At 64.4% G+C, this 21,951-nt stretch carries 19 protein-coding genes and 3 tRNA genes; 7 read left to right on the plus strand and 15 right to left on the minus strand.

Translation table 11 applies throughout. The annotated features are described in order from the left end of the window. The first annotated feature begins 130 nt into the window (after positions 1 to 130). Positions 131 to 391: a YfhL family 4Fe-4S dicluster ferredoxin gene (locus AB6724_RS03715; protein WP_369337157.1), complete on the plus strand. Its 261-nt coding sequence runs from the start codon at positions 131 to 133 to the stop codon at positions 389 to 391. A gap of 80 nt (positions 392 to 471) precedes the next feature. Here AB6724_RS03715 and pth read toward each other — a convergent pair whose 3' ends face one another. The 7 genes from pth to AB6724_RS03750 all read right to left on the minus strand — a co-directional run bounded on the left by pth (position 472) and on the right by AB6724_RS03750 (position 6,325). Continuing rightward, the gene (gene pth / locus AB6724_RS03720) at positions 472 to 1,104 is read right to left on the minus strand and encodes an aminoacyl-tRNA hydrolase (RefSeq protein WP_369337158.1); all 633 of its coding nucleotides are present in this window, start codon (positions 1,102 to 1,104) and stop codon (positions 472 to 474) included. 120 nt (positions 1,105 to 1,224) lie between these two features. Further along, on the minus strand, positions 1,225 to 1,848 hold the full coding sequence (locus tag AB6724_RS03725; RefSeq protein ID WP_369337159.1) for a 50S ribosomal protein L25/general stress protein Ctc: 624 nt from the start codon (positions 1,846 to 1,848) through the stop codon (positions 1,225 to 1,227). Between the two features lie 151 nt (positions 1,849 to 1,999). Next, the gene (locus AB6724_RS03730; protein WP_369337160.1) at positions 2,000 to 2,959 is read right to left on the minus strand and encodes a ribose-phosphate pyrophosphokinase; all 960 of its coding nucleotides are present in this window, start codon (positions 2,957 to 2,959) and stop codon (positions 2,000 to 2,002) included. A 44-nt stretch (positions 2,960 to 3,003) separates the two neighbouring features. After that, positions 3,004 to 3,080, minus strand: a tRNA-Gln gene (locus AB6724_RS03735). A 30-nt stretch (positions 3,081 to 3,110) separates the two neighbouring features. Then, a complete protein-coding gene (ispE, locus tag AB6724_RS03740; RefSeq protein ID WP_369337161.1) occupies positions 3,111 to 3,974 on the minus strand; it encodes a 4-(cytidine 5'-diphospho)-2-C-methyl-D-erythritol kinase in 864 nt (287 codons plus the stop codon). Positions 3,975 to 4,025: 51 nt separating this feature from the next. Further along, on the minus strand, positions 4,026 to 4,541 hold the full coding sequence (locus AB6724_RS03745) for a lipoprotein insertase outer membrane protein LolB (protein ID WP_369337162.1): 516 nt from the start codon (positions 4,539 to 4,541) through the stop codon (positions 4,026 to 4,028). Beyond that, positions 4,538 to 6,325: a tetratricopeptide repeat protein gene (locus AB6724_RS03750; protein ID WP_369337163.1), complete on the minus strand. Its 1,788-nt coding sequence runs from the start codon at positions 6,323 to 6,325 to the stop codon at positions 4,538 to 4,540. The genes AB6724_RS03745 and AB6724_RS03750 overlap by 4 nt, the downstream gene beginning before the upstream one ends. Positions 6,326 to 6,375: 50 nt before the next feature. Between AB6724_RS03750 and mutM the strand changes: the two genes are divergently transcribed. The 3 genes from mutM to mutY all read left to right on the plus strand — a co-directional run bounded on the left by mutM (position 6,376) and on the right by mutY (position 10,515). Beyond that, positions 6,376 to 7,221 carry a bifunctional DNA-formamidopyrimidine glycosylase/DNA-(apurinic or apyrimidinic site) lyase gene (gene mutM / locus AB6724_RS03755; RefSeq protein WP_369337164.1) on the plus strand — a complete coding sequence of 282 codons (846 nt, stop codon included), beginning with the start codon at positions 6,376 to 6,378 and terminating at the stop codon, positions 7,219 to 7,221. Positions 7,222 to 7,451: 230 nt separating this feature from the next. Next, positions 7,452 to 9,443, plus strand: coding sequence for a dynamin family protein (locus AB6724_RS03760; RefSeq protein ID WP_369337165.1), 1,992 nt, complete (start codon positions 7,452 to 7,454; stop codon positions 9,441 to 9,443). A gap of 4 nt (positions 9,444 to 9,447) precedes the next feature. After that, entirely contained in the window at positions 9,448 to 10,515 is a 1,068-nt protein-coding gene (gene mutY, locus AB6724_RS03765; protein WP_369337166.1) for an A/G-specific adenine glycosylase, read from the plus strand. A 54-nt stretch (positions 10,516 to 10,569) separates the two neighbouring features. On the opposite strand, the gene AB6724_RS03770 is transcribed toward mutY, so the two are convergent. From AB6724_RS03770 to AB6724_RS03800, 7 genes are all read right to left on the minus strand, one after another. Next, the gene (locus AB6724_RS03770) at positions 10,570 to 10,851 is read right to left on the minus strand and encodes a hypothetical protein (protein ID WP_369337167.1); all 282 of its coding nucleotides are present in this window, start codon (positions 10,849 to 10,851) and stop codon (positions 10,570 to 10,572) included. Next, positions 10,848 to 12,266 (minus strand): cell envelope integrity protein CreD, encoded by a 1,419-nt coding sequence (creD, locus tag AB6724_RS03775; protein ID WP_369337168.1) that lies wholly within the window; start codon positions 12,264 to 12,266, stop codon positions 10,848 to 10,850. Before creD ends, AB6724_RS03770 begins: the two co-directional genes overlap by 4 nt. Before the next feature lie 107 nt (positions 12,267 to 12,373). Beyond that, positions 12,374 to 13,825: a two-component system sensor histidine kinase CreC gene (creC, locus tag AB6724_RS03780; protein ID WP_369337169.1), complete on the minus strand. Its 1,452-nt coding sequence runs from the start codon at positions 13,823 to 13,825 to the stop codon at positions 12,374 to 12,376. Between the two features lie 5 nt (positions 13,826 to 13,830). Next, positions 13,831 to 14,538: a winged helix-turn-helix domain-containing protein gene (locus tag AB6724_RS03785; RefSeq protein ID WP_369337170.1), complete on the minus strand. Its 708-nt coding sequence runs from the start codon at positions 14,536 to 14,538 to the stop codon at positions 13,831 to 13,833. 14 nt (positions 14,539 to 14,552) lie between these two features. Next, the gene (rapZ, locus tag AB6724_RS03790; protein WP_369337171.1) at positions 14,553 to 15,479 is read right to left on the minus strand and encodes an RNase adapter RapZ; all 927 of its coding nucleotides are present in this window, start codon (positions 15,477 to 15,479) and stop codon (positions 14,553 to 14,555) included. Positions 15,480 to 15,483: 4 nt separating this feature from the next. Beyond that, complete coding sequence (gene recN, locus AB6724_RS03795; RefSeq protein ID WP_369337172.1) at positions 15,484 to 17,241, minus strand: DNA repair protein RecN; 1,758 nt, start codon at positions 17,239 to 17,241, stop codon at positions 15,484 to 15,486. A 2-nt stretch (positions 17,242 to 17,243) separates the two neighbouring features. Continuing rightward, positions 17,244 to 18,140 (minus strand): NAD kinase, encoded by an 897-nt coding sequence (locus AB6724_RS03800; protein ID WP_369337173.1) that lies wholly within the window; start codon positions 18,138 to 18,140, stop codon positions 17,244 to 17,246. A 29-nt stretch (positions 18,141 to 18,169) separates the two neighbouring features. Here AB6724_RS03800 and hrcA point away from each other — a divergent pair, with 29 nt between their 5' ends. From hrcA to AB6724_RS03815, 3 genes are all read left to right on the plus strand, one after another. Next, positions 18,170 to 19,177 (plus strand): heat-inducible transcriptional repressor HrcA, encoded by a 1,008-nt coding sequence (hrcA, locus tag AB6724_RS03805; RefSeq protein WP_369337174.1) that lies wholly within the window; start codon positions 18,170 to 18,172, stop codon positions 19,175 to 19,177. A 52-nt stretch (positions 19,178 to 19,229) separates the two neighbouring features. Further along, positions 19,230 to 19,306 (plus strand) — tRNA-Ile (locus AB6724_RS03810). Positions 19,307 to 19,420: 114 nt separating this feature from the next. Further along, positions 19,421 to 19,497, plus strand: a tRNA-Arg gene (locus tag AB6724_RS03815). 51 nt (positions 19,498 to 19,548) lie between these two features. On the opposite strand, the gene AB6724_RS03820 is transcribed toward AB6724_RS03815, so the two are convergent. Continuing rightward, entirely contained in the window at positions 19,549 to 21,906 is a 2,358-nt protein-coding gene (locus AB6724_RS03820) for a CHASE2 domain-containing protein (protein ID WP_369337175.1), read from the minus strand. Between the last annotated feature and the right edge of the window lie 45 nt (positions 21,907 to 21,951).

Genomic DNA, 21,951 nt, shown 5'->3' on the forward strand with positions numbered 1-21,951 from the left:
GGCGTGCTGCGCAGCATAGTGGCTATTGTGCCGCCGCGATGGCGCCCGCGGCTTTGTCCCGGCTGCTGTCATGTCTTGGACGGCTTGGGATAATGTTCTAAGACACAAAGGACTGCAGAGGAGCTGCCACATGGCATTGATGATTACCGATGAATGCATCAACTGTGATGTGTGCGAGCCCGAGTGCCCGAACGACGCAATCTATATGGGCGAGGAGTTTTACGAGATCGACCCGCATAAGTGCACCGAGTGCGTGGGCCATTTCGATGAGCCGCAGTGCGTGCAGATCTGTCCCGTGGCCTGCATTCCCGTGAACCCGGAATATGTGGAAAGCCGCGAGGTATTGCTCAAGAAATATGAGCTGCTGCAGCAGGGCAAGTCGGCAGAATAAGGGGTTTTTGGGCGCCCGGCCCTTGCAGACCAAGCGCAGATAGCTCCTGATTCAGGAGCTATCTGTGTTTTTGCAGAGCCTCAGGGCGTGTCGGTGGCCGCGGCGTCCGTCGCGGGCTTGCGCGGCGGCTTGGGACGCTGGGGCTTGGTGGTGTGGATGGCCAGCGTGGCCTTGTCCATCTGGCCCGCGATCAGCTCGGGCCAGGCCTTGAGCGAGTGGGCAATGCCGTCCTCGATGAGCTTGAGCTGGTCGGGCGCAGGCTTCTTGAGCACCCAGTGCGCGACATCGGCCTTGTTGCCGGGGTGGCCTATGCCCACGCGCAGGCGCCAGTAGTCGGCCGAGCCCAGCTGCGCATGGATGTCGCGCAGGCCGTTGTGTCCGCCATGGCTGCCGCCGCGCTTGAGCTTGACCTGGCCGGGCTCGAAGTCCAGCTCGTCGTGCACGACCAGAATCTCCTCGGGCTGGATCTTGAAGAAGCGCGCCAGCGTGCCCACGGACTTGCCCGAGAGGTTCATGAAAGTCTGGGGTTGCAGCAGCCAGACGTTCTGGCCGTGGATGGCGGTGCGGGCCATCAGTCCCCAGTAGCTGCGCTCGGGCACCAGCGTGACCTTGAGTTCGCGCGCCAGCGCATCGATCCACCAGAAGCCGGCGTTGTGCCGCGTGTCTTCGTATTCAGGGCCGGGATTGCCCAGGCCGACAAACAGTTTGATCATGGCGTGATTATCTTCTTCTGCGGTTGGCCGCAGGATTGGGACCGCACCATGCAAAAAGCCCACCGAAGTGGGCTTTTTGCATGGGGTACAGCGACAGGCGCTGTACCGAAGCCACAAGAATTACTTCTTGCCCTTCTTGGCGGGAGCAGCTGCGGGAGCAGGTGCGGCGCCTTCGGCAGGAGCCACTTCGGGCAGCTTGATCGAGATCAGGGAAGGGTTCTTGTTGGCGCCACGCACCACAGCCTTCACTCCATTGGGCAGCTTCAGGGCTTGCAGGCCCAGCACCGACTTGGAAGTCAGGGCGCTCAGGTCCACCTTGATGAACTCGGGCAGGTTTGCGGGTTCGCAAATCACTTGCAGTTCGTGCATCAGGGGGGTCACGGTGCAGTTCTCGCCCTTCACGGCGGGGGATTCTTCCAGGCCTTCGAAGTGCAGAGGCACGTTCATGTGCAGCTTGGTGTTGGCGTCCACGCGCTGGAAGTCGATGTGTTGCACCAGCTTCTTGAAGGGGTGGAACTGCACGTCGCGCAGCACAACCTTGGTCACTTGACCGTTGATTTCCATGTCCAGGATGCTGGAGTGGAAAGCTTCCTTGTGCACGGCGTGCCACAGGGCGTTGTGATCGATTTCGATCAGTTGGGCTTCGCCAGCACCGTAAACGATGCCAGGGGTCTTGCCCGACAGACGCAGACGGCGGCTCGCACCCGTACCTTGCTTGGCGCGCTCAAAAGCGACGAATTGCATAACTAACTCCTTGAGGGGCGGACCGCGACCAGCCTCGCCCGATTGAAAAAAGAATCTGTGCCCGCAGGCTCCGGATTCTTGCGATGGCCTCGAAACAGTCAAACCTCCCGAAGGAGGTTTGCTTGGGCTCGGAGCCGAAAAACCTGAGATTTTATTCCGTAAACAGGCTGCTGACCGAATCACCCGTGGAAATACGGTGAATCGTCTCGGCAAACAGGCCGGCCACGGACAGCTGGCGGATCTTGCCGCATTGCTGGGCGGCGGCGCTCAGCGGAATGGTATTGGTCACGACCACTTCGTCCAGGGCCGAGCCGTTGCCGATGCGCTCCAGTGCCGGACCCGAGAAGATGGGGTGCGAGCAGTAGGCGTACACGTTTTTGGCGCCGCGCTGCTTGAGCACCTCGGCAGCCTTCACCAGCGTGCCGGCGGTGTCGATCATGTCGTCCATGATCACGCAGTTGCGGCCGTCGATGTCGCCGATCACGTGCATGACTTCGGATACATTGGCCTTGGGGCGACGCTTGTCGATGATGGCCAGATCGCAACCCAGTTCCTTGGCCAGGGCACGCGCACGCACCACGCCGCCAACGTCGGGGGAGACGACGATCAGGTCTTCGTAGTTCTTCTGGCGCAGATCGCCCAGCAGCACCGGGGTTGCGTAGATGTTGTCCACGGGAATGTCGAAGAAGCCCTGGATCTGGTCGGCGTGCAGATCCATGGTCAGAACGCGCTCGACGCCGACGGCCTGCAGCATATTGGCCACCACCTTGGCGGTGATGGGCACGCGGCTGGAGCGGGGGCGGCGATCCTGGCGGGCGTAGCCGAAATAGGGGATCACGGCGCAGATGCGCTCGGCCGAGGCGCGCTTCAGCGCGTCGACCATGACCAGCAACTCCATGAGGTTGTCGTTGGTCGGTGCGCAGGTGGACTGAACCACGAAAACGTCGCGGGCGCGAACGTTCTGCTTGATTTCGACCGCGACTTCTCCGTCGGAGAAACGGCCAACGTCGGCAGCACCCAAGGTGGTGCCCAGGTGCTTAACAATCTCTTCGGCCATGCCTGGATTGGCATTGCCCGTGAAGACCATGAAATCAGAGTGATGTGAATGCATTGTGCGTCCCAGTGCTATGGGTTGCCTTGACGCAAGAAGATGTTTGGCAGGGGAGGAAGGACTCGAACCCTCGCATGCCGGAATCAAAATCCGGTGCCTTGACCAACTTGGCGACTCCCCTACACAGGCCTTTTGTCGAAAACAAACAGCCTTATAACCCGTTATCTGAAACCCAACTCAAAAGTGGATGATTTTCCAGATTTTTGCAGATCCTGATTTTCCAGGTGCTTGGCGCACTGTTCAAATCAATCGTCTGCGTCATCGGTGCAAATACTGCACTTCCTGAGCCCGTCATTGTAGCATGCAATTTGAAGGATTCGAGCCAGTTCCTGACTTTTTTCACTTCAGGCTGCAAGCCTTCGGCGACCGGCTGCAAGTCGTTTTGGCCAAAACCAAAGTGCTTTGCAGCGAAGTCCGCGATTGTAGCAGGCTTTGTGTCGCGCTTCAGAAATTCGCTGCCGAAAATTTTTCCGGTCTCCAGGCCCTGCTCGGGCTTGACCACGATGAACTGCTGCTCGGGCAGGGCGCTGGCTCCCGTCAGCGGGGTAATGATCTCTCCGATGCCGCCGACCCAGGCCGAGTGGCCGCAGAGGAAAAACGGCACGTCGGCGCCCAGCGTCAGGCCTATGCTTTGCAGTTCCTGACGCGAGAGATGCAGATTCCACAGGCGGTTGAGAGCCAGCAGCGTGCTGGCCGCATCGGATGAGCCGCCGCCCATGCCGGCCTGGGCCGGCAGATGCTTGTGTATGCCTATATGCGCGCCCTGGGTGCAGCCGGTGGCCTGCTGCAGGGCGCGGGCTGCGCGGGTGATGAGGTCGTCCGCGGGCAGGGCCATGCCGCTGAGGTCCTCGCGGCTGATCTGGCCCTTGGCCGTGCGCTCGAAATGCAGCACATCGTGCCAGTCGATGAGCATGAAGACCGATTCCAGCAGGTGGTAGCCGTCGGGTCGGCGGCCGGTGATGTGCAGGAACAGATTGAGCTTGGCCGGAGCCGGCACGTCATAAAGCGAGTGCATGGCGAAATTGTCAGAGAGAAGAACGGCGCAACGATAGCACCGGCCGGTGGATCACTGCGGGTCCTGATCGAGAACGATGCGCAGCGAGGCCTCGGGCTGAGGGCTGAAGCGGTCGGCACGCAGCCGGCCCTCGCCTATGCGCGAGAGATCGGTCTGCCAGCCGCTGACGGCGGTGTTCCGGCCCTGCAGCCAGTCAAACAGCGCGGCCACGGGGATGTCGCTGCCCGTCAGCCGGACTATGAGTTCGGACAGGGATGCGGAGCTGGTGATTTTTTCGCCCTGCTGCAGCGTGGCCTGACTCGCTGTCCATTCCAGGCGCGCGATGATGGAGCCCAGAGGGTTGAAGACCAGCAGTGTGCCGCGCTCGGGCCAGCCCTGCAGCTCGAAGCCGGCGCTGAAGGACTGCTGCTGGGAGTCTTGCACCTGCAGGGCCATGCGGCCCGACCAGTGCTTGCCGGCCGCGCCCACATCGGGCTGCAGCTGGCGCGCAGGCAGGGCGCAGCCGGCCAGCAGCACCGTGCAGAGGGCCAGTGCGGGCCAGAGCCTCAGGGCATGGCGGCGCTTCATGGTGCGGCGTTCAGGCGCTTGAGCGTTTCGCGCAGCGTGCTGTTGTCGCCGTCCGCCTGCAGGGCCTGGCGCCAGATCTTCCGCGCCTGGTCCTGCTTGCCCTGTGCCCACAGCACTTCGCCGAGGTGGGCCGCGATCTCCGCATCCTGGCGCGTGGCATAGGCTTGCTCGAGCAGTTTCTCGGCCTCGGCCAGATTGCCGCGGCGGAAATGCACCCAGGCCAGGCTGTCGGTGATGAAGGGGTCGCCGGGCTGCATGTCCAGGGCTTTCTGGATCAGGGTCTGCGCTTCATCGAGCTTGATATTGCGCTCGGCATAGGAGTAGCCGAGGGCGTTGTAAGCATGCTGGAAATCGGGCTTGCGCTCGATGATGCCGCGCAGCAGCTTCTCCATATCGTCGTACTTGCCGACGCGCTCGGCCAGCATGGCGGTGTCGTAGGCCAGCTCCACGTCGTCGGGTGCTTCCTTCTGCAGGGCCGCCTGCAGCCCATAGGCTTCGTGGCTCAGGCCGGCATCGCGCAGCAGCTGCACTTCGGCAAGCCGCTTGAGGCGCTGCTGATTGGGGCCGGTCGCCGGCACGGCCCGTATCAGGGCGCGGCCTTCCTGAATCTTGCCCTGGCGTGCCAGCATCTCGGCGCGGCGCGCCTGTATGCTGAGCAGATTGGCCGCATCGGGAATGCGCTGCAGATAGCCGTCGGCCTCGTCATAGCGCTGGCGCTTCTCGGCCAGATCGGCTTGCAGCAGATAGTACTGGGACTGGCCCGCATTGCGGCCCACGCCCTGGGGCAGGGCGGGCAGCACGGAGCCGAACTGCTGGATGGAGTTCTGGGCGGCGTCGAGCTCGTTGTCCTGCAGCTGCAGGCTGGCCAGCACGGCCCAGGCTTCGGGGAATTCCGGGGTTTCGCTGGTGATGGCCTTGAGCTGCTCCTTGGCGTCGGCGTTGCGCTTCTGGTCCAGCAGCACGCGCGCATAGGCCATGCGCATCTGGGCCGAAGGATTGTTCTTGAGATAGCGCTGTACCAGCGGTTCGACCTCGGTGGAGCCCGATTCCAGCAGCTCCATGCCCAGCAGGGCCACGGCACCGGAGTCGGGGCTGAGCTTTTCCCCGTTCTGCAAGGCCTGCAGAGCGGCGGGCTTCTGGTCCGCGATCAGGCGCATATGGCCGATGGTGGCCCAGGCCATGGGGCCGTTCTTGGGGTCCTTGAGTTCGTCCTCCAGTGCCTGCTCCACCACGTCGGCGGCCAGGGACTTGTCCGTGGCGTTGTTGTAGAGCTGGGTGATGGCCAGGAAGGTGGCGCTGCGGTTGGCGGCGGGAGTGAGCTGCACCTCGCGGCGCAGATAGCTGGCCGAGTCGGAGATGCGGTTCATGGCCACCAGAATGCGCAGCACGGCGCGGTTGGCGTCGCGTGACTCGGGGAAGGCCTCGAGCCAGGCGCGCGCGCTGCGCAGCGCGCGGTCGCCGGAGCGGGACTGAACCGCCAGCTCCGTGGCGCGGCGGTAGAGCTGTTCGCTGTTGCTGGTGCGGGCCGCCTCCATCATCAAGGCCTGAGCGTCGGCGAGCGCACCTTCGCGAGCGGCCATTTCGCCCACGAGGATTTCATAGAACAGCTCGGCCGACAGGGCCGCCTGCTCGTTCTCACGTTCCATGGCCTGGTCCAGATCGGCGGGCTGCTCGATCGTGTCCTGCGGCAGCGGCGGGTCGGCCGGCTGGGCGTAGGCAGTTGCCGATCCCATGGCCAAAGCAGCGGCCACGGCGAGTCCTTGAAAACGTAGAGGATGAACCATCGGCCCATAATAATCGAAGCTTGTCGAACACTTTCCGAAGATGAGATTGCATGCCTGAGTTGCCCGAAGTCGAAGTCACGCGCCGCTCCTTTGCCGACCGTATCGCGGGCGCGCGCATTGTTGCCGCCGTGCCGGGCAAGCCCTTGCGCTGGCCCCTGGGCCTGCGGCCCGAAGCGCTGGTCGGGCGCGAGGTGCGCGGCGTGCGCAGGCGCGGCAAATACCTGCTGCTGGATCTGAGCGAGGGCCTGCTGCTGGTCCACCTGGGCATGTCGGGCAGTCTGCGCTTTGTGGGGGCCGAGGAGGCGCCCCTGGGGCCCGCGGGTCCGCACGACCACTTCGACCTGCAGACCACGGGCGGCCTGTTGCGCCTGCACGATCCGCGGCGCTTTGGCGCCGTGGTCTATGTGGCCGGCGAGAGCGACGCGCTGGCGCGCAAGTTGCTGGACCATCTGGGCATGGAGCCGCTGGACGGTGGCTTCACGCTGGCAGCTTTCAGGTCGGGCCTGGCTGCCAGCCGCACCCCGGTGAAGCAGCTGCTGCTGGGCGGCAGCGTGGTGGTGGGGGTGGGCAATATCTATGCGTCCGAGGTGCTGTTCCTCTCGCGCATACATCCGGCAACCCCGGCGCGCGAGGTCGGGCCGCGCAAGGCCAAGGCCTTGCACGAGGCCATACGCGCGGTGCTGGCCCGGGCCGTGGAACTGGGCGGCACCACATTGCGCGATTTCTCATCGGCCAATGGAATGGCCGGGCATTTTCAGCTGCAGGCCAAGGTCTATGGCCGCGACGGCCTGCCTTGCAGCCACTGCGGCTCTCCCATCCGGCTGCTGCGGCAGGGGCAGCGCAGCACCTATTACTGTGCCCGATGCCAGAAAGAAAGCCGGCATAATCAAACTTGATAGCTGATGCCGCTTATTGCATAAGCGCTTGAGCTGGTTTTTGATCTGAGGCTGCGGTGGCAAACATCGATTGGCATCGATGCCGCGGCAAATGCCTGGCGGGACGGGGCCGCGGCCTTGAGGCTGCCTCCGCCGCCGGGCGCGCAACATCGGCGCGGACCCTCTGGGGTTCCGTCGGAGGTCAATGCTATATTTTGCCCAGGCTGGCAGCAAGACAAAGAGGGATTCACGTGGGAGCTTCATTCAACGAGCAGTTTGACCAACATGGCGCTTGGCGAAGAGGCTTTGCCGCGCAGCTGCAGGAACTGCGTGAATGGCTGATTGCCCAGGATCTGCTTGATACCTCGGTGCAGGAGCGTCTGCAGCGCCTCGAGGAGCAGATGCGCAGCGACAAGGTCATGGTGGCTTTTGTGGCCGAGTTCTCGCGCGGCAAGTCCGAACTCATCAATGCCATCTTTTTTGCCCATTATGGCCGCCGCCTCATGCCCGCCAGCGCGGGGCGCACCACCATGTGCCCGGCAGAGCTGGCCTGGGAGCCGGAGCTCCAGCCCTGCCTGCGCCTGCTGCCCATAGATACGCGCGAGTCGCCCGAGAGCCTGGGCCAGTGGCGCATGCGCAGCGATGCCTGGGCCCAGCATCCGCTGGATATCGCCAATGCCCAGCAGATTGCCGACACCCTGGCCAAGGTGGCCGAGGTGCGCAAGGTTTCCGTGGACCAGGCGCGTGCCTGGGGCTTCTGGCACGACGAAGAGGGCGCGGACAACCCGCTGATGGATGCCGAGGGCTGGGTGGAAGTGCCCATGTGGCGCCATGCACTGATCAATATGCCCCATCCCCTGCTGCGTCAGGGTCTGGTGATTCTGGACACGCCCGGCCTGAATGCCGTGGGAGCGGAGCCCGAGCTCACGGTCAATCTGATTCCCCAGGCCCATGCCGTGGTGTTTGTGCTGGGGGCGGACACGGGGGTGACTAAGTCCGATCTCGCCATCTGGCGCAACCACGTGCTGCCTGCCGGAGCCGGCAAGGCGGGCGGGGACCAGGCCACGGCCGCGTCGCGCTTCGTGGTGCTCAACAAGGTGGACACGCTGTGGGACAGCCTGAGCTCCGGCGCCCAGGTTCAGGCCCAGCTGCGCCGGCAGCAGCAGGATTCGGCCAATCTGCTGGGCGTGCCGGCGGAGCATGTGCTGCCGGTATCGGCCCAGAAGGGGTTGGTGGCCAAGGTCGGCAAGAACGATGCCCTGCTGCAGGCCAGCGGCCTGCCCGCATTCGAGGATCTGCTGGCCAACGGCATCATGGGCCAGCGCCAGAAGGTGCTGCAGTCGGCCGTCCAGGCCAATGTGCTGCAGCTGCAGTCGCAGGTGGAGCGCGTCATCAATATGCGCCGCAGCGATCTGGACGACCAGCTGGCGGAGCTGTGCAGCCTGCGCGGCAAGAATGCCAATGTGATTGCCGGCATGCGCGGCCGCATCGAGGCCGAGCAAAAGGAATTCGACCGCTGCACGACCAAGATTCTGGCCATGCGCTCGGTGCATATGCGCATGCTCAAGGAGCTGTTCCAGCTGCTGAGCTCCGCCACGCTCAAGAACGAACTCACCGATCTCAAGCAGGCGCTGGACCAGCGCGGGCTGAAGCTGGGCGCCCGCAAGGTCTACGAGCAGACTTTCGAGCGCCTGCATGCGGTGACGGCCCAGGCCCTGGTACAGGCCGCAGAGATCCACAACATGCTGGGCTCGACCTTCAAGGAACTGAATGCCGAATACGGCTTTGCGCTGCAGACGCCGCCGCAGCTGGTGCTGCCCGAGTTCAGCGCCGACCTGCACAGCATAGAAGGCAGCTATACCCAGTATCTGGGTCTGGGCCATGCACTCAAGCTCAGTGGTGCGGCCTTCTCCCAGCGTTTGATCAAGGCTCTGGCCCTGCGTTTGCGCACGGTGTTCGAGGCCGCTTCCAATGAAGTGGATATGTGGAGCAAATCCCTGACCGCACCCGTCGATGCACAATTGCGGGAACGCAAACGCAGCTATACGCGCCGCCTGGAGGCCGTGGACCGCATACATGGCGCGGCCACGGGGCTGGAGGAGCGCATCGCCGAGATGGAGAACGCGCAAGCCCGGCTTGGCACGCTGCAGTCGCAACTGGCCAGCGTGACCGGCCAGCTGCTGTCCCCCCTGGGGATGGAGAGGCAGGCGGCCGTGCCGCTGGACATCAACCTGGTAACTTGAAATCTTGAATCTCCCGTCGATTGCCCCGGCCGTGGTGCAGTGGCAGGCCAGCCATGGCCGCAATCATCTGCCCTGGCAGCAAACCCGTGATCCCTACCGTGTCTGGCTGTCGGAAATCATGCTGCAGCAGACCCAGGTCAGCACCGTGCTGGGCTACTACCAGCGTTTCCTCGATGCTTTTCCCGATGTGGCCAGCCTGGCCGCTGCCCCGCAGGACGCCGTGCTGGCGCTGTGGAGCGGCCTGGGCTACTACAGCCGCGCGCGCAATCTGCACAAATGCGCGCAGGCCGTGATGGAACTCTGGGGCGGCGAGTTTCCGTGCACCGCGGAGGAGCTCGCGAGTTTGCCGGGCATAGGCCGCTCGACGGCCGGAGCGATTGCCTCCTTCTGCTTTTCGGAGCGGGTGCCAATCCTGGACGCCAATGTGCGGCGTGTGCTGACGCGGGTGCTGGCCTTCGACGGCGACCTGGCTCAGTCCAGGAATGAAAAGCTGCTCTGGGAGCAGGCGCAGCAGCTATGCCCCACGCAAGACCTGGAGGCCGCCATGCCGCGCTACACGCAGGGCATGATGGACCTGGGCGCCAGCATCTGCACGCCGCGCAAGCCCAGCTGCCTGGTCTGCCCCTTGCACGGCGAATGCCGGGCCGGGCGTGCCGGCAATCCCGAAAACTACCCGGTGCGCACACGCAAGCTCAAGCGCAGCTCCGAGTCCTGGTGGCTGCTGATCGCCATGGACGGGCAGAGCCGCGTCTGGCTGCAAAAGCGTCCGCAGGCCGGCATCTGGGCGGGGCTCTACAGCCCGCCGGTGTTTGACAGCTACGCCGCTCTCAAGCAATTTGTGCAGACCTCGTGGCTGGGGACCGAGGAGCCTGCCTGGCAGGACCTGCCCGCATTTCTGCATGTGCTGACCCACAAGGATCTGCATCTGCATCCCGTGCTGGTGAGCCTGGACAAGGCGCGTGCGGCCATGGTGGCCGAAGCCGGTGAAGCCTGCTGGGCCGATGCAGTGGCCTGGGCCGATCTGGGCCTGCCGGCACCCATACGCAAGCTGCTGGATTCTGAGCTGGCTTGAGCCGAGTAAAAAAGCCGAGGCCAGGCCTCGGCTTTTTGTTTTCACAGGCCTGGATCAGAAGCGCATGCGTGGCATCACCATGGAGCAGCGCAGGCCCAGCAAGGCCAGCCATAGCGCCTTGGCTTGCGGATGAGTGCGCCTGGCCTGCAGCTCGCGCCCCGCGCTTACCACCTGTGCGCGTATGGAGAGCTGGGCCTCGCGGTCGCCGCTGCATTGCGCGGCCTGCCAGAGTTGCCGGTAATGCCGCAGACTGTCGCCCATGTCTGCGTTCAGCAGATGCCTGGCCGAGGTGGCCAGCAATGCCCGAGCTTCGGGCGAATGCTGCATGCTGCTCATGCCTGCTCCCCGGCGTTGCCTTGCTCGCTGGCGCTTTCGCCTTGGCCAAAGGCATACCAGTCCACATGGCGGGTACAGATCATGACCAGGGCTAGCACGGCAAACAGCGCCAGCGAGCCCACGACCAGGGCGGTCTGCTCGAGCTGCAGCAGCACATACAGCAGTCCGTACAGGGCTGCAATGGCGAGCGCAAACGGCAGGCCGCGCTTGATGCTGCCCAGGATATGGCTGGCGTAGAAGGCCAGCAGGGCCACGCAGGCGCTGGCGGCAATCGCATAGGAGGTGGCGAACCCCAGATGCTCGGACAGGCTGATCAGCAGCAGGAAGAAGCTGCACAATGCCGAGCCCACCAGCAGATACTGGACCGGGTGGACGCGCAGCTTTTTCATGACTTCGAACAGGCCCACGGCCACAAAGGTCAGAACCACGAACAGGATGCCGTATTTGGTGGCCCGCTCGCTGAGTGAATAGACATTGACGGGATTGACGAACTCCGTGCTCATGGTTTCCAGGCAGGGGCCGCCGTCGTCCCTGGAGCGGGCTGCGGAGATGGAGTAGGCGTCGGCACCGCCGTCATAGCCCGAGCCGCAAAGAGCCTGCTGGCGATGGAAGGCGGTGCTGGCCGAGGTGGCGAGCGAGGAAAGTTCCCAGCTGGCCGTAAAGCCGCTGTGCGTGACTTCGCGACGGCCGGGCAGAAAGCTGCCGCCGAATGAGGGATGGGGCCAGTCTGCGGTCAGCGTGACCTTGCTTTCGCTGGCGATGGGCGTAAATGCCAGCTGCTCCGTGCCCAGCAGCTGCAGCTTGAGCTCGATGTTCAAGGCTTGGCCTTTCTTGAGCAGGCTGCTGTCGATGTCGGCCTGAATGCCTTTGCCGTAACGAGCCAGCGATGTGCCGGAGTCGACGGCCAGATCCTGGCCATTGGCCTGCAGGGTGGCGCTGCGAATGCCGCGTGGGTCGCTCAGGGCAAAGGCCAGAGAGACTTTCTGGCAGCGCACCACGGCATTGGGCTCGCTGGGCTTGGGCAGTTCCGCATATTGCGCGGCATTGGCAAAGCTGGCCGTGATCTGGTCGTGCAGCAAATAGGTGTTGATATGGTGCAGGCCGCGCGAGCGCTCTTCCATCCTGGCGTTGGCATCGTGGTTCAGCGTATCGGGCAGCAGCATGCGCTGGAACTCGCGTGTGCTGTATTCCACTTTTTTGCCATTGCCGGTGCGGGTGGTTTCCGTGCAGTTTTGCACCAATGCCGGGCCGATCAGGGTCTGCGACCCCGCCAGGCTGGAGACCACGCTTTGCACGGCGTGGTCGCGGTTGCGTATGCGGTCCCGGACCACATCCTGAATCATGGACAGGCCCGCCATGAGCAGGGCCAGAACGATCAGCAGTGAGACTGTCTTGAACAGCAGTCGGTTTTTCATGCGTGCTCCTGAAATTGAAGTTTCGGGAGGCAGTGTCTGCAGCGACTGTGTGGCTGAAATGAAGTCTGTGAAGCGGGTGTGAAGTCCTGCCGCAGATTGGCAGTCGTTTAACTTTCAGGAGCGAAGTCCAGTGTCACCGCAAGACCCGGCCGCAGATTGAGCACCGACATGCTGCCGCCATGCAGATGCATGATGCGGGTCACGATGGACAGGCCCAGGCCGGTGCCGCTGCGCTCGCCATTGGGTCTGGGGGTGGTGAAAAAGCGCTCGCCCAGGCGGGCGAGTAGGGGCTCGGGAACGCCGGGGCCTTGATCGCTGACGGTGATGCGCTGCGGGGCCAGCGCGATCTCGATGACTCGGTTTTCAGGCGAAAAATCCAGCGCGTTCTGCAGCAGATTGCTGATGGCGAGAGTGACGAGATCTGTCTCCCAGGGGCCGCTGCTGTCCTGTCCCTTGAGTTGCAGTTCTATGTTGCGCTGTTCTGCGCTGCTGCGCAGCGCCTGCATGGCTCGCTGTGCGCAGTCCAGCAGGCTGCAGCGAAGGCTTTTGTCCAGATGCTGGCGCTGCTCAAGCCGGCTCAGTTGCAGGAGCTGATCGATCAGGTTCTGCAGGCGCAGGCTCTGGTCCACCACCTGCGCGGCAAACATCTCCCTGTCCTGCGGCGGCAGCTCCTCCTGGAGCAGCTCGCCGGCGCCGCGTATGGCTGCGACCGGGCTTTTGAGTTCATGCGTGAGCGCGCGCACATAGCCTTCGATATAGTCGCGCCCCTCGAGTCGTTTGCGCATCACGTCCATGGCCTGGGCCAGCTCGCCCAGCTCACCCGGCATGCTGGGCACCCCGGTGGGCTGCAGGGCCTGGTCGGGGTGGGCGGACTCATGGAGCGTGGGCGCCTGCACCTGCTGGGCATAGTTGCGCAGCCGGCGCACATGGCTCACAAACCACCAGGTCACGGCGCAGCCCACAGCGGCCGAGAGCAGCACGAACAGCAGGCCGCCGCGCAGAATCTTGCGCTCCGCGTCGTCGACAATCTTCTGCACCGAGCGCGATGGCTTGGAAGCGGTCAGCACGCCGGCGATCCTGCCGTCCACCAGAATGGGGGCGGAGACATACATCACGCTGCTCGCCTCGTCCTGCTGGATCTCGCGCGTGGTGCGCGCGCCATACTCTCCGCGCAGCGTCAGGGCGATGTCCCTCCAGCGCGAATAGTCCTGGCCCTCGTCCTTGCCCAGCGAGTCAAACAGCACCCGGCCCTGCGCGTCGGTCACCGTGATGCGCATGTCCAGCGTGGTCTTGCGCGTGTCCCAGATCCAGGCCTGTATGGGCTTGTGCGTGTAGCCCGCGAGCCGGCTCGCGAAGCGCCCGTTATTGCCCGCCAGCTCGCCATCGGCCAGGTCCGCGCCGGCCAGGGTGGCCAGCGCATAGGCGGTCTCGACCAGGGTGTCTTCCGTCACCTTGCGCACGCTGGGCTTGATCTCCACCATGAACACGCGCAGCACAAAGAAGGCGGCCAGCCCGTTGATCAGGAAGAAGGCAAAGAACAGACGCAGGCCCAGGCGCATGGCGGCTATTCGGGCAGACTCAGGCTGTAGCCCAGGCCGCGGTGGGTGGTGATGAGCTCCTGCCCCGGCAGCTGCTCGCGCAGCTTGGCGCGCAAGGTCTTGATATGCGTGTCCACGGTGCGGTCCGCGCTTTCGCTGTCCAGTCCCCAGACCTGTTCCAGCAGGAAGTCCCGGCTCAATATGCGACCCGTGCTGCGCATCAGGCATTGCAGCAGCTGATATTCGCGACGCGTCAGATCCAGTGTCTGCGCATGCACCAGAGCACGCTGGCCCTGCTCGTCTATTTGCAGCGCAGGCGCAAGCCGGGCCTGGGTTTGGGGCTGAAATTGCCGGGACCGGCGCAGCAGGGCTCGGGTGCGCGCCAGCAGCTCGCGCGGGCTGAAGGGCTTGCTCAGATAGTCATCGGCACCCAGCTCCAGGCCCAGCACCTTGTCCATTTCCTCGCCCCGTGCGCTGAGCACGAGCACCGGCGCGATCGAGCCCGCCGAGCGCAGCTCCCGGCACCAGTCCAGGCCGTTGCCGTCGGGCAGGCCTATGTCCAGCAGCAGGGCGTCATAGCTGCCCAGCGCCCATTGCCGGCGGGCGTCGGCAAGCAGCAGGCAGTGGGTGACGGCCATGCCCTCGCGCTCCAGCGCATAGCGTATGGTGCGGGCGATGGCGGGGTCGTCTTCAAGCAGCAACAGCCGGGGCGCTGGGGGCAGGGCGCTGTACATGGCCGGATGCAAGCTCAGCGCGGCGCTTCGGGGGCTTGGGTCGGGCGCAGGAACTGTTCGGAGACCTGCAGAAAGCTGGCGCGAAAATCCAGCGCGCGATGGCGGCGCAGCGTGGGCCACTGCAGCTCGAACTGCTTGGCCAGGGCTTCGACCAGGAAGACCGAGCGGTGTTGCCCGCCCGTGCAGCCTATGCCTATCGTGACATAGCTGCGATGATCCCGGGCCAGCCGCGGCAGCCAGCGCTCCAGGAACTGCTGTATATCCTGCTGCATCTGTCGCACCTCGGGCAGGTCGCGCAAATAGTCTGCGACGGGCTGGTCCAGCCCCGTCAGCGGGCGCAGCTCGTTTTCGTAGTGCGGGTTGGGCAGCATGCGCACATCGAACATATAGTCCGAGTCCATGGGCACGCTGTGCTTGAACCCGAAAGACTGGAACAGCACCGTCATCTGTCCGTTGGGCACTTCGATGAGCTGCTTGATATAGCTTTGCAGCTGCGAGGACTTGAGGTCGCCGGTATCCACGACGACCGAGCGGTCGCGCAAGCTGCCCAGCAGCTCGCGTTCCTTCTCTATATCCAGCTCCAGCGCCTGCCGTCCCGAAGACAGCGAGCCCGGCGACAGCGGATGGCGCCTGCGGGTTTCGGAAAAGCGCCGCACCAGCGTGCTGGTGCTCGCATCGAGAAAAATCATGCGCGGCACCAGGCCCTGCTGCTTCAGGCGCTCCAGCTGCTCGGGAAGCTGGGGCAGGCCCTGGGCGCTGCGGGCGTCCATGGCGATGGCCACTTTCTCGTCGTGATGGGTGAGCTTGAGCTCGACCAGGGACTGCAGCAGCTCCGGAGGCAGGTTGTCCACGCAGTAATAGCCCGCATCTTCCAGCGCATGCAGCGCCACGGATTTGCCCGATCCGGACATGCCGCTGATCAGAACAATCTCCATAGACATGATTTCACACTCCCCTGACTTTGCTGCCCGGCTTGCGCGCAGCCGTTGCGGCCCTGCTGCTTCTGGATGAGGCAGCGGCGAAGGCATTGTTGCCCAATGGTTGACGAGACGACAATCTTGCCATGACCAGCATTTCTCTGGCGTGGGCCATGGTGGCCTCGGACAGATGCTCTCCGCCCAGCATGCGGGCCATCTCCATCTCGCGCTCCTCGCCGGCCAGCGGGTCCACGCTGCTGATGGTGGTGTTGGACTTGGGGCGCTTGGTCACGCGGTAGTGCTGGTCGGCATGGGCCGCGACCTGGGGCAGGTGGGTCACGGCCAGCACCTGGCGCGAATGGCCCAGCGAGTGCATGAGGCGGCCCACGGTTTCGGCCACGGCACCGCCGACGCCGGAGTCCACCTCGTCGAAGATCAGGGTGCCGGCCTGGCCCAGCTCGCTGGTGGTGACGGCGATGGCCAGCGAAATACGGGACAGCTCGCCGCCGGAGGCCACCTTGGCGATCGGCTTGGGGGTGGCACCGGTATGGCCCGCGACAAGAAAGGTCACGCCATCCGTGCCAGCGGGGCCGGCCGTTTCGGCAGACTCCAGCTGCACCTCGAAGCGGCCGCCCTTCATGCCCAGGCTTTGCATGGACTGGGTGATGGCGCGCGACAGGCGCGGTGCAGCCAGGCTGCGCTGCTGCGAGATCTGACGGGCTTCACTCTGATAGCGCTGGTGCGCGGCTTGTTCCGCGGAGCGCAGGGCATCGACGTCCACGGCCGCATCCAGCTGGCGCAGCTCCTGCTTCCAGCCTTCGAGCAGAGCCGGCAGCTCCTGGGGTGTGCGCTTGTAGCGGCGCGCCAGCTGCATCCATAGCGACAGGCGCTCGTCCAGATCGGCCAGCAGTTCGGGGTCCAGGTCGGCGCGGCGCAGATAGGCCTGGAGGGAGTGGCGCGCGTCGTGCAGCTGTGCCACGCAGGAGCCCAGCACATCGGCAATGTTCTGGAATTCGGGTTCCAGATGCTCCTGATCTTGCAGCAGATGGTGAGCCCTGCCCAAGGGATTGGCCGCGCCCGCATCCTCGTCTTCGAGCATCTGCAGACAGGTCTGGGCGGAATCCATCAAGGTCTGCGCATGCGACAGCCGCGTGTGCTGGGCATTGAGCTCCTCCCACTCGTCGGCGCGCGGCGAGAGCTTGTCCAGCTCGGCAATCTGCCACTGCAGGCGTTCGCGCTCGCGCTGCAGATTGTCCTGGGCGGCCAGGGCCTGCTCCAAGGCCTGGCCGGCCTGGCGCCAGTCCTGCCACAGGGTTTTGAGCTGCGTGCCATCTATGCCGCCGTAGGTGTCCAGCATGGCGCGTGCCGAGTCCGGACGCGTCAGGCTTTGCCAGGCATGCTGGCCGTGTATGTCTATGAGCTGCTCGCCCAGATGGCGCAGCTGCGTGGCCGTGGCGGGCGTGCCGTTGATCCAGGCGCGGCTGCGGCCCTGGCTGTCGATGACGCGGCGCAGCAGCAGCTGCTGCTCCTGCGCAAAGCCGGATTCGTCCAGCCAGGGCTGCAAAGAGGCGGGAGAGTCGAATTCCACGCAGATATCGGCCTGGCTGCAGCCTTCGCGCACTACCTGCGCATCGGCGCGTGCGCCCAGCACCAGCTGCAGGGCATCCAGCAAAATGGACTTGCCCGCGCCGGTCTCGCCGGTCAGCACCGTAAAGCCGGCTTGCCAGTCCAGATCCAGCGCCTGGACGATCACAAAGTCCCGCAGGACTATGCGCTTCAAGGCCATGGTCAGGAGCCCCCTTCGTTCCAGCCCAGCTTTTTGCGCAGGGTGGCGAAGTAATTCCAGCCCTTGGGGTGCAGAAAGTGCACGCTGTGATCGGCCCGGGTGACTAGGATGCGGTCGCCATGCTGCAGCGAAGCCAGCGACTGCATATCGAAATTCGCGCTGATATCGCGGCCGCCGGCCACCTCGATCATGACCTCCTGCGCGTCGGACAGGACGATGGGGCGGTTGGAGAGGTTGTGAGGCGCAATCGGCACCATGACCCAGGCCGGGGTCGAGGGGTGCAGCATGGGGCCGCCCGCCGAGAGCGCATAGGCTGTGGACCCCGTGGGGGTGGCCACGATCAGGCCGTCGGCCCGCTGATTGGACACAAAGCGTCCGCCGACCTCCACGCGCAGCTCCACCATGCCCGAGGTCGAGCCGCGGTTGACCACCACGTCGTTCATGGCCTGGGCTTCGAAAACGCAGGCGTCCTCGCGCATGACGCGGGCCTGCATCAGAGGACGCTCGTCCTCCTCGTACTCGCCCTGCAGAATCGGAGCGATCGAGGCCTCGAAATCCTCCAGCGCAATATCGGTGACAAAGCCCAGGCGGCCCTGGTTGATGCCCACCAGAGGCGTGCCGTAGCGCGCCAGATGGCGGCCGACGCCCAGCATGGTGCCGTCGCCGCCCACCACCAGACCGAGGTCGCAGTGCTTGCCCAGGCCGCCCACGTCCATGCTCGGATAGTCGGACAGGCCGGCATAGATGGCCGACTGGGTATCCAGAATCACCTCACACCCCAGACTGCGCACATAGGCCGCAATCCGTTGCAATGCCTGACCGGCCGCAGCAGACGGGGCTCCTGCTGCGGGAGTGTGGTATTTGCCTATCAAGGCAATATGGCGGAACGTGGATGTCATCTGGGAAATTACATCATTAAAATGAAATCATGCTCGACGAACGTGCCAAGTTATTGCTCAAAGCGCTGATCGAGCGTTATATCGCTGACGGTCAACCGGTAGGCTCGCGCACTCTCTCGCGTGCCTCCGGGCTGGAATTGTCGCCCGCCACCATACGCAATGTGATGGCCGACCTGGAAGAGATGGGCTTGATCATCAGCCCGCATACATCGGCGGGGCGCGTGCCCACGGCCAGGGGATACCGCCTGTTCGTGGACACCATGCTCACGGTGGAGCGCTCAGACCTTGTAACGCCCGATCTGGTGCCGGAGCAACCGCAAAAAGTGATTGCCAACGCCGCCCATCTGCTTTCCAACCTCTCCCAGTTCGTGGGCGTGGTCATGGTGCCGCGCCGCAGCTCCGTGTTCAAGCATATCGAGTTTGTGCGCCTGTCGGAGCGGCGTTTTCTGGTCATCATCGTCTCGCCCGAAGGCGATGTGCAGAACCGCGTGATCTTCACGGATGTGGATTACGAGTCTTCGCAGTTGGTGGAAGCCTCGAATTTCCTCAATCATCATTACGCTGGTTTGACCATGGAGGAGGTGCGTGCGCGATTGAAGATCGAGGTGGAGCAGCTGCGCGCGGAAGTCGGCGTGCTCATGCAGGCGGCCGTGAATATCGGCGCCGAAGTGATGAGCAGCAACGACCGCGAGGATGTGGTGATCGCGGGCGAGCGCAATCTGCTGTCGGTGAGCGATTTCTCCAGCGACATGGGCCATCTGCGCCGAGCTTTCGATCTGTTCGAGCAGAAAACCCAGATTCTGCGGCTGCTGGACTTCTCCAATCAGGCCGAGGGCGTGCGCATCTATATCGGTGGCGAAAGCCAGATCGTGCCTTTCGAGGACCTCTCGGTCGTCAGCGCGCCCTACGAGCTCGACGGCAAGATCGTGGGCACCCTGGGGGTGATCGGTCCCACCCGCATGCACTACGACAAAATGATCCAGATTGTCGATATCACGTCAAAACTCGTGAGCAATGCCTTGAGCCACAAGCGTTAGGCCCTACAATAGCCAAGTTTTTCCGGTGGCAGCCCAGGCTGTTGTCGGTGTTGGGGCGTTAGCTCAGTTGGTTAGAGCAGGGGACTCATAATCCCTTGGTCGTCGGTTCAAGTCCGCCACGCCCTACCAGATGCATCAAGCCTGCCATCGTTCGCGATGGCAGGCTTTTTCTTTGCTTGATTGCGAAAAAGTTGCCGATTTGGTCTGAGAGGCGTTTTTGCACTGCTAGAATACAACCCTGTTGCGGCTGTAGCTCAGCTGGATAGAGTACTTGGCTACGAACCAAGGGGTCGTGGGTTCGATTCCTGCCAGCCGCACCAAAACGTCAATCCTCAGAACCGAAAGGTTCTGGGGATTTTTCGTCTCTGGGCTCAGGCCTTGGGAATCAGCAGGATGAAAAGGCTGCCACGGCCGAGTTCGCTGCGGATCTGCAGGCTGCCGCCGTGACGCTGGGCCACGGTGCGTACAAAAGCCAGGCCCAGCCCGACGCCATCCTGGCGCTGATGCTGCTGCAGCCGCTCGAATGGCTGGCTGAGCCGCTGCAGCGAGGCCTGATCCATCCCTGGGCCGTGGTCGCGCACCGCGAAACCCCAGCATCCGTCCTGATCGATGAGGCTGCATTCCACGCAGGCGGCTGCAGACGCCGCTTCGGGCCGGCCGTATTTGATGGCATTGCTCAGCAGATTGACGGCCGCGCGGTGCAGCAGTCCCGGGTCGCCGCGCACCGTGGCTTCGGTTTCCGGCAGCTCGAACTGCAGCTGCACATTCTGCTTGCGCGCCTGGGCCCAGCAGTCGGCAACCGCCTGGTCGGCCAGCAGCCCCAGATCCAGGGCTTCGCTGCGATAGCTTTGCTGTTGCGCACGTGCGAGGTGGACAAAGTCGTCGGCCAGCTGCAGCGAGGCTTGCGCATAGCCTTCGATGCGTGCGAAGAGAGGCTCGTGCGCGGTCTCGGCGCTGGGGCCGCGCTGCATCTCCAGCAGCGTGATGATGGAGCCTATGGGCGCACGGATATCGTGCGAAATGAATTGCATGGCCTGGTCGCGCTGGGCCTGGGCGCTGCGCAGGTCGCTGATGTCCACCAGCGTGATGAGCCAGCCCGATGTGGGTTGGGACTCGAAGGCCTGGCTCAGCAGCATCAGAAAGCGGCCCTGCGCATCGCGCCCCTCGCTTTGGCGCGGCAATCGGGCCGCCAGCATGGCCTCGCGATCGAGCAGCGGCGCGCTGCCGGCTGTCAGGGCGTTGGAGCCGGAGCGATCCGCGTCGTCGACGCGGCTCAGTCCCGACAGCAGCAGGAGCAGATCGTCGCCGTGGCGCAGGCTCCGCCCCAGGCTCTGGATATAGCTGTGGGCCGCCGTATTGGCCAGCAGCACCTTGCCGTCGCGGTCGCAGACAAAGGTGGGCGATGGCAGCTGGCGCAGGCTTTCGCTCACAAAATGATGCAGGCTGCGCAACTGGCGCGAAGCCTGCTCCACGGCAGCGATGCGCCGGTCCAGTACATCGCTCCTCAAGGAGCCGGCGCTGCTCACCGGCAGGCCCTGGCCTTGCAGATCGCGCAGCTCCAGGGCCAGAAAGCGCGTGGCGGCGCGCAGGCGCAGCCAGCTCCACAGCGGGTAGGCCAGAGCCAGGCCCAGCAGGGCCGCGGCCGGCGCCGTCTGCACCTGGCTCCAGCGCGGGGCGAGGCCGGCCACCAGCAGGCAGGCGATGCCCAGGCCCGCACAGGCGAGCAGGCCGCCGGAAGGGCCGAACCAGACCAGGGCCAGCAGGCCCAGCACCACGGGCACCAGGTTCAGGATGCGGTCGAGCGTGGGCGAGGCCGGCTCCAGATGCGTGTCCAGCAGGATGCCGTTGAGCACATGGCCCAGCATCTCCACATTGGAGACCAGATGCGCATCAAAGCCTGCGGGGGCGCTGATGTTTTCGCCAAGACCGGCGGCCGTGGCACCGATCAGCACGTATTTGCCGCGAAATGCAGCGGCCGGGATATTGCCGCGCAGCACGTCGATATAGGCATAGGTCGTGAACGGGGAGGCGGGGCGCTGGGCACGGTTACCGGCGGGCTTTGCCAGCGCAATCACCTGGGGCTGCAGGCGCTGCCATGATGGGGAGGGCATGGTGGCGGCGGTCTCGGCCTGGCTGCAGGCGCGGCCGGTCACTCCCACGCAGTGCAGGCTGACGGCCATATGCCACCAGAGCTGCTGGCTGCTGCCTTCAAGCTCATAGAAGCGCCGGACATTGCCATCCGCATCCATGGGCATCTGCGTGTGGCCCAGCGCCGCACTGGCCTGTCTCAGGCTTGGCAGCGGCAGGGTCACGCCGCCTTGTGCGCTGAGGGCCAGGGGCAGCACGACTTTGCCGCTGTTGCGCAGAGCATGTTGCAGCAGCAGGTCATCGCCGGGGTAGTCCAGGTCCTCTTCGCTGAAGACGATGTCCATGCCTATGGCGAGCGGCTGGCCCTGGGCAATGCGCTCCAGCACGGCGGCATGCAGGGCGCGGCGCCAGGGCCAGCGGCCTATGGTGTCTATGCTGGCGTCATCCACGGCCACGATGACGATATCGGGCGAGGCCGGACGCTGGTGCAGCCAGGCCGAGGTGTCCTGGATGAGGCCGTTGATGCGCGCCAGCTGCCCGGGGCCGCTGAGCCAGTACACCAGCGCCAGCAGGAAGGCGGCCAGCAGCAGCCAGCCGTAGCGCTGGTCCTCGCGCTTGCGGGGTGTTGCGGCTTCAAGCATGGGCTGTGTGCTGGATTGGGCTCATGAATCGATAGCTTATAGCGC

This window comes from Comamonas guangdongensis, assembly GCF_041079535.1.
Classification (GTDB): domain Bacteria; phylum Pseudomonadota; class Gammaproteobacteria; order Burkholderiales; family Burkholderiaceae_C; genus Comamonas; species Comamonas guangdongensis.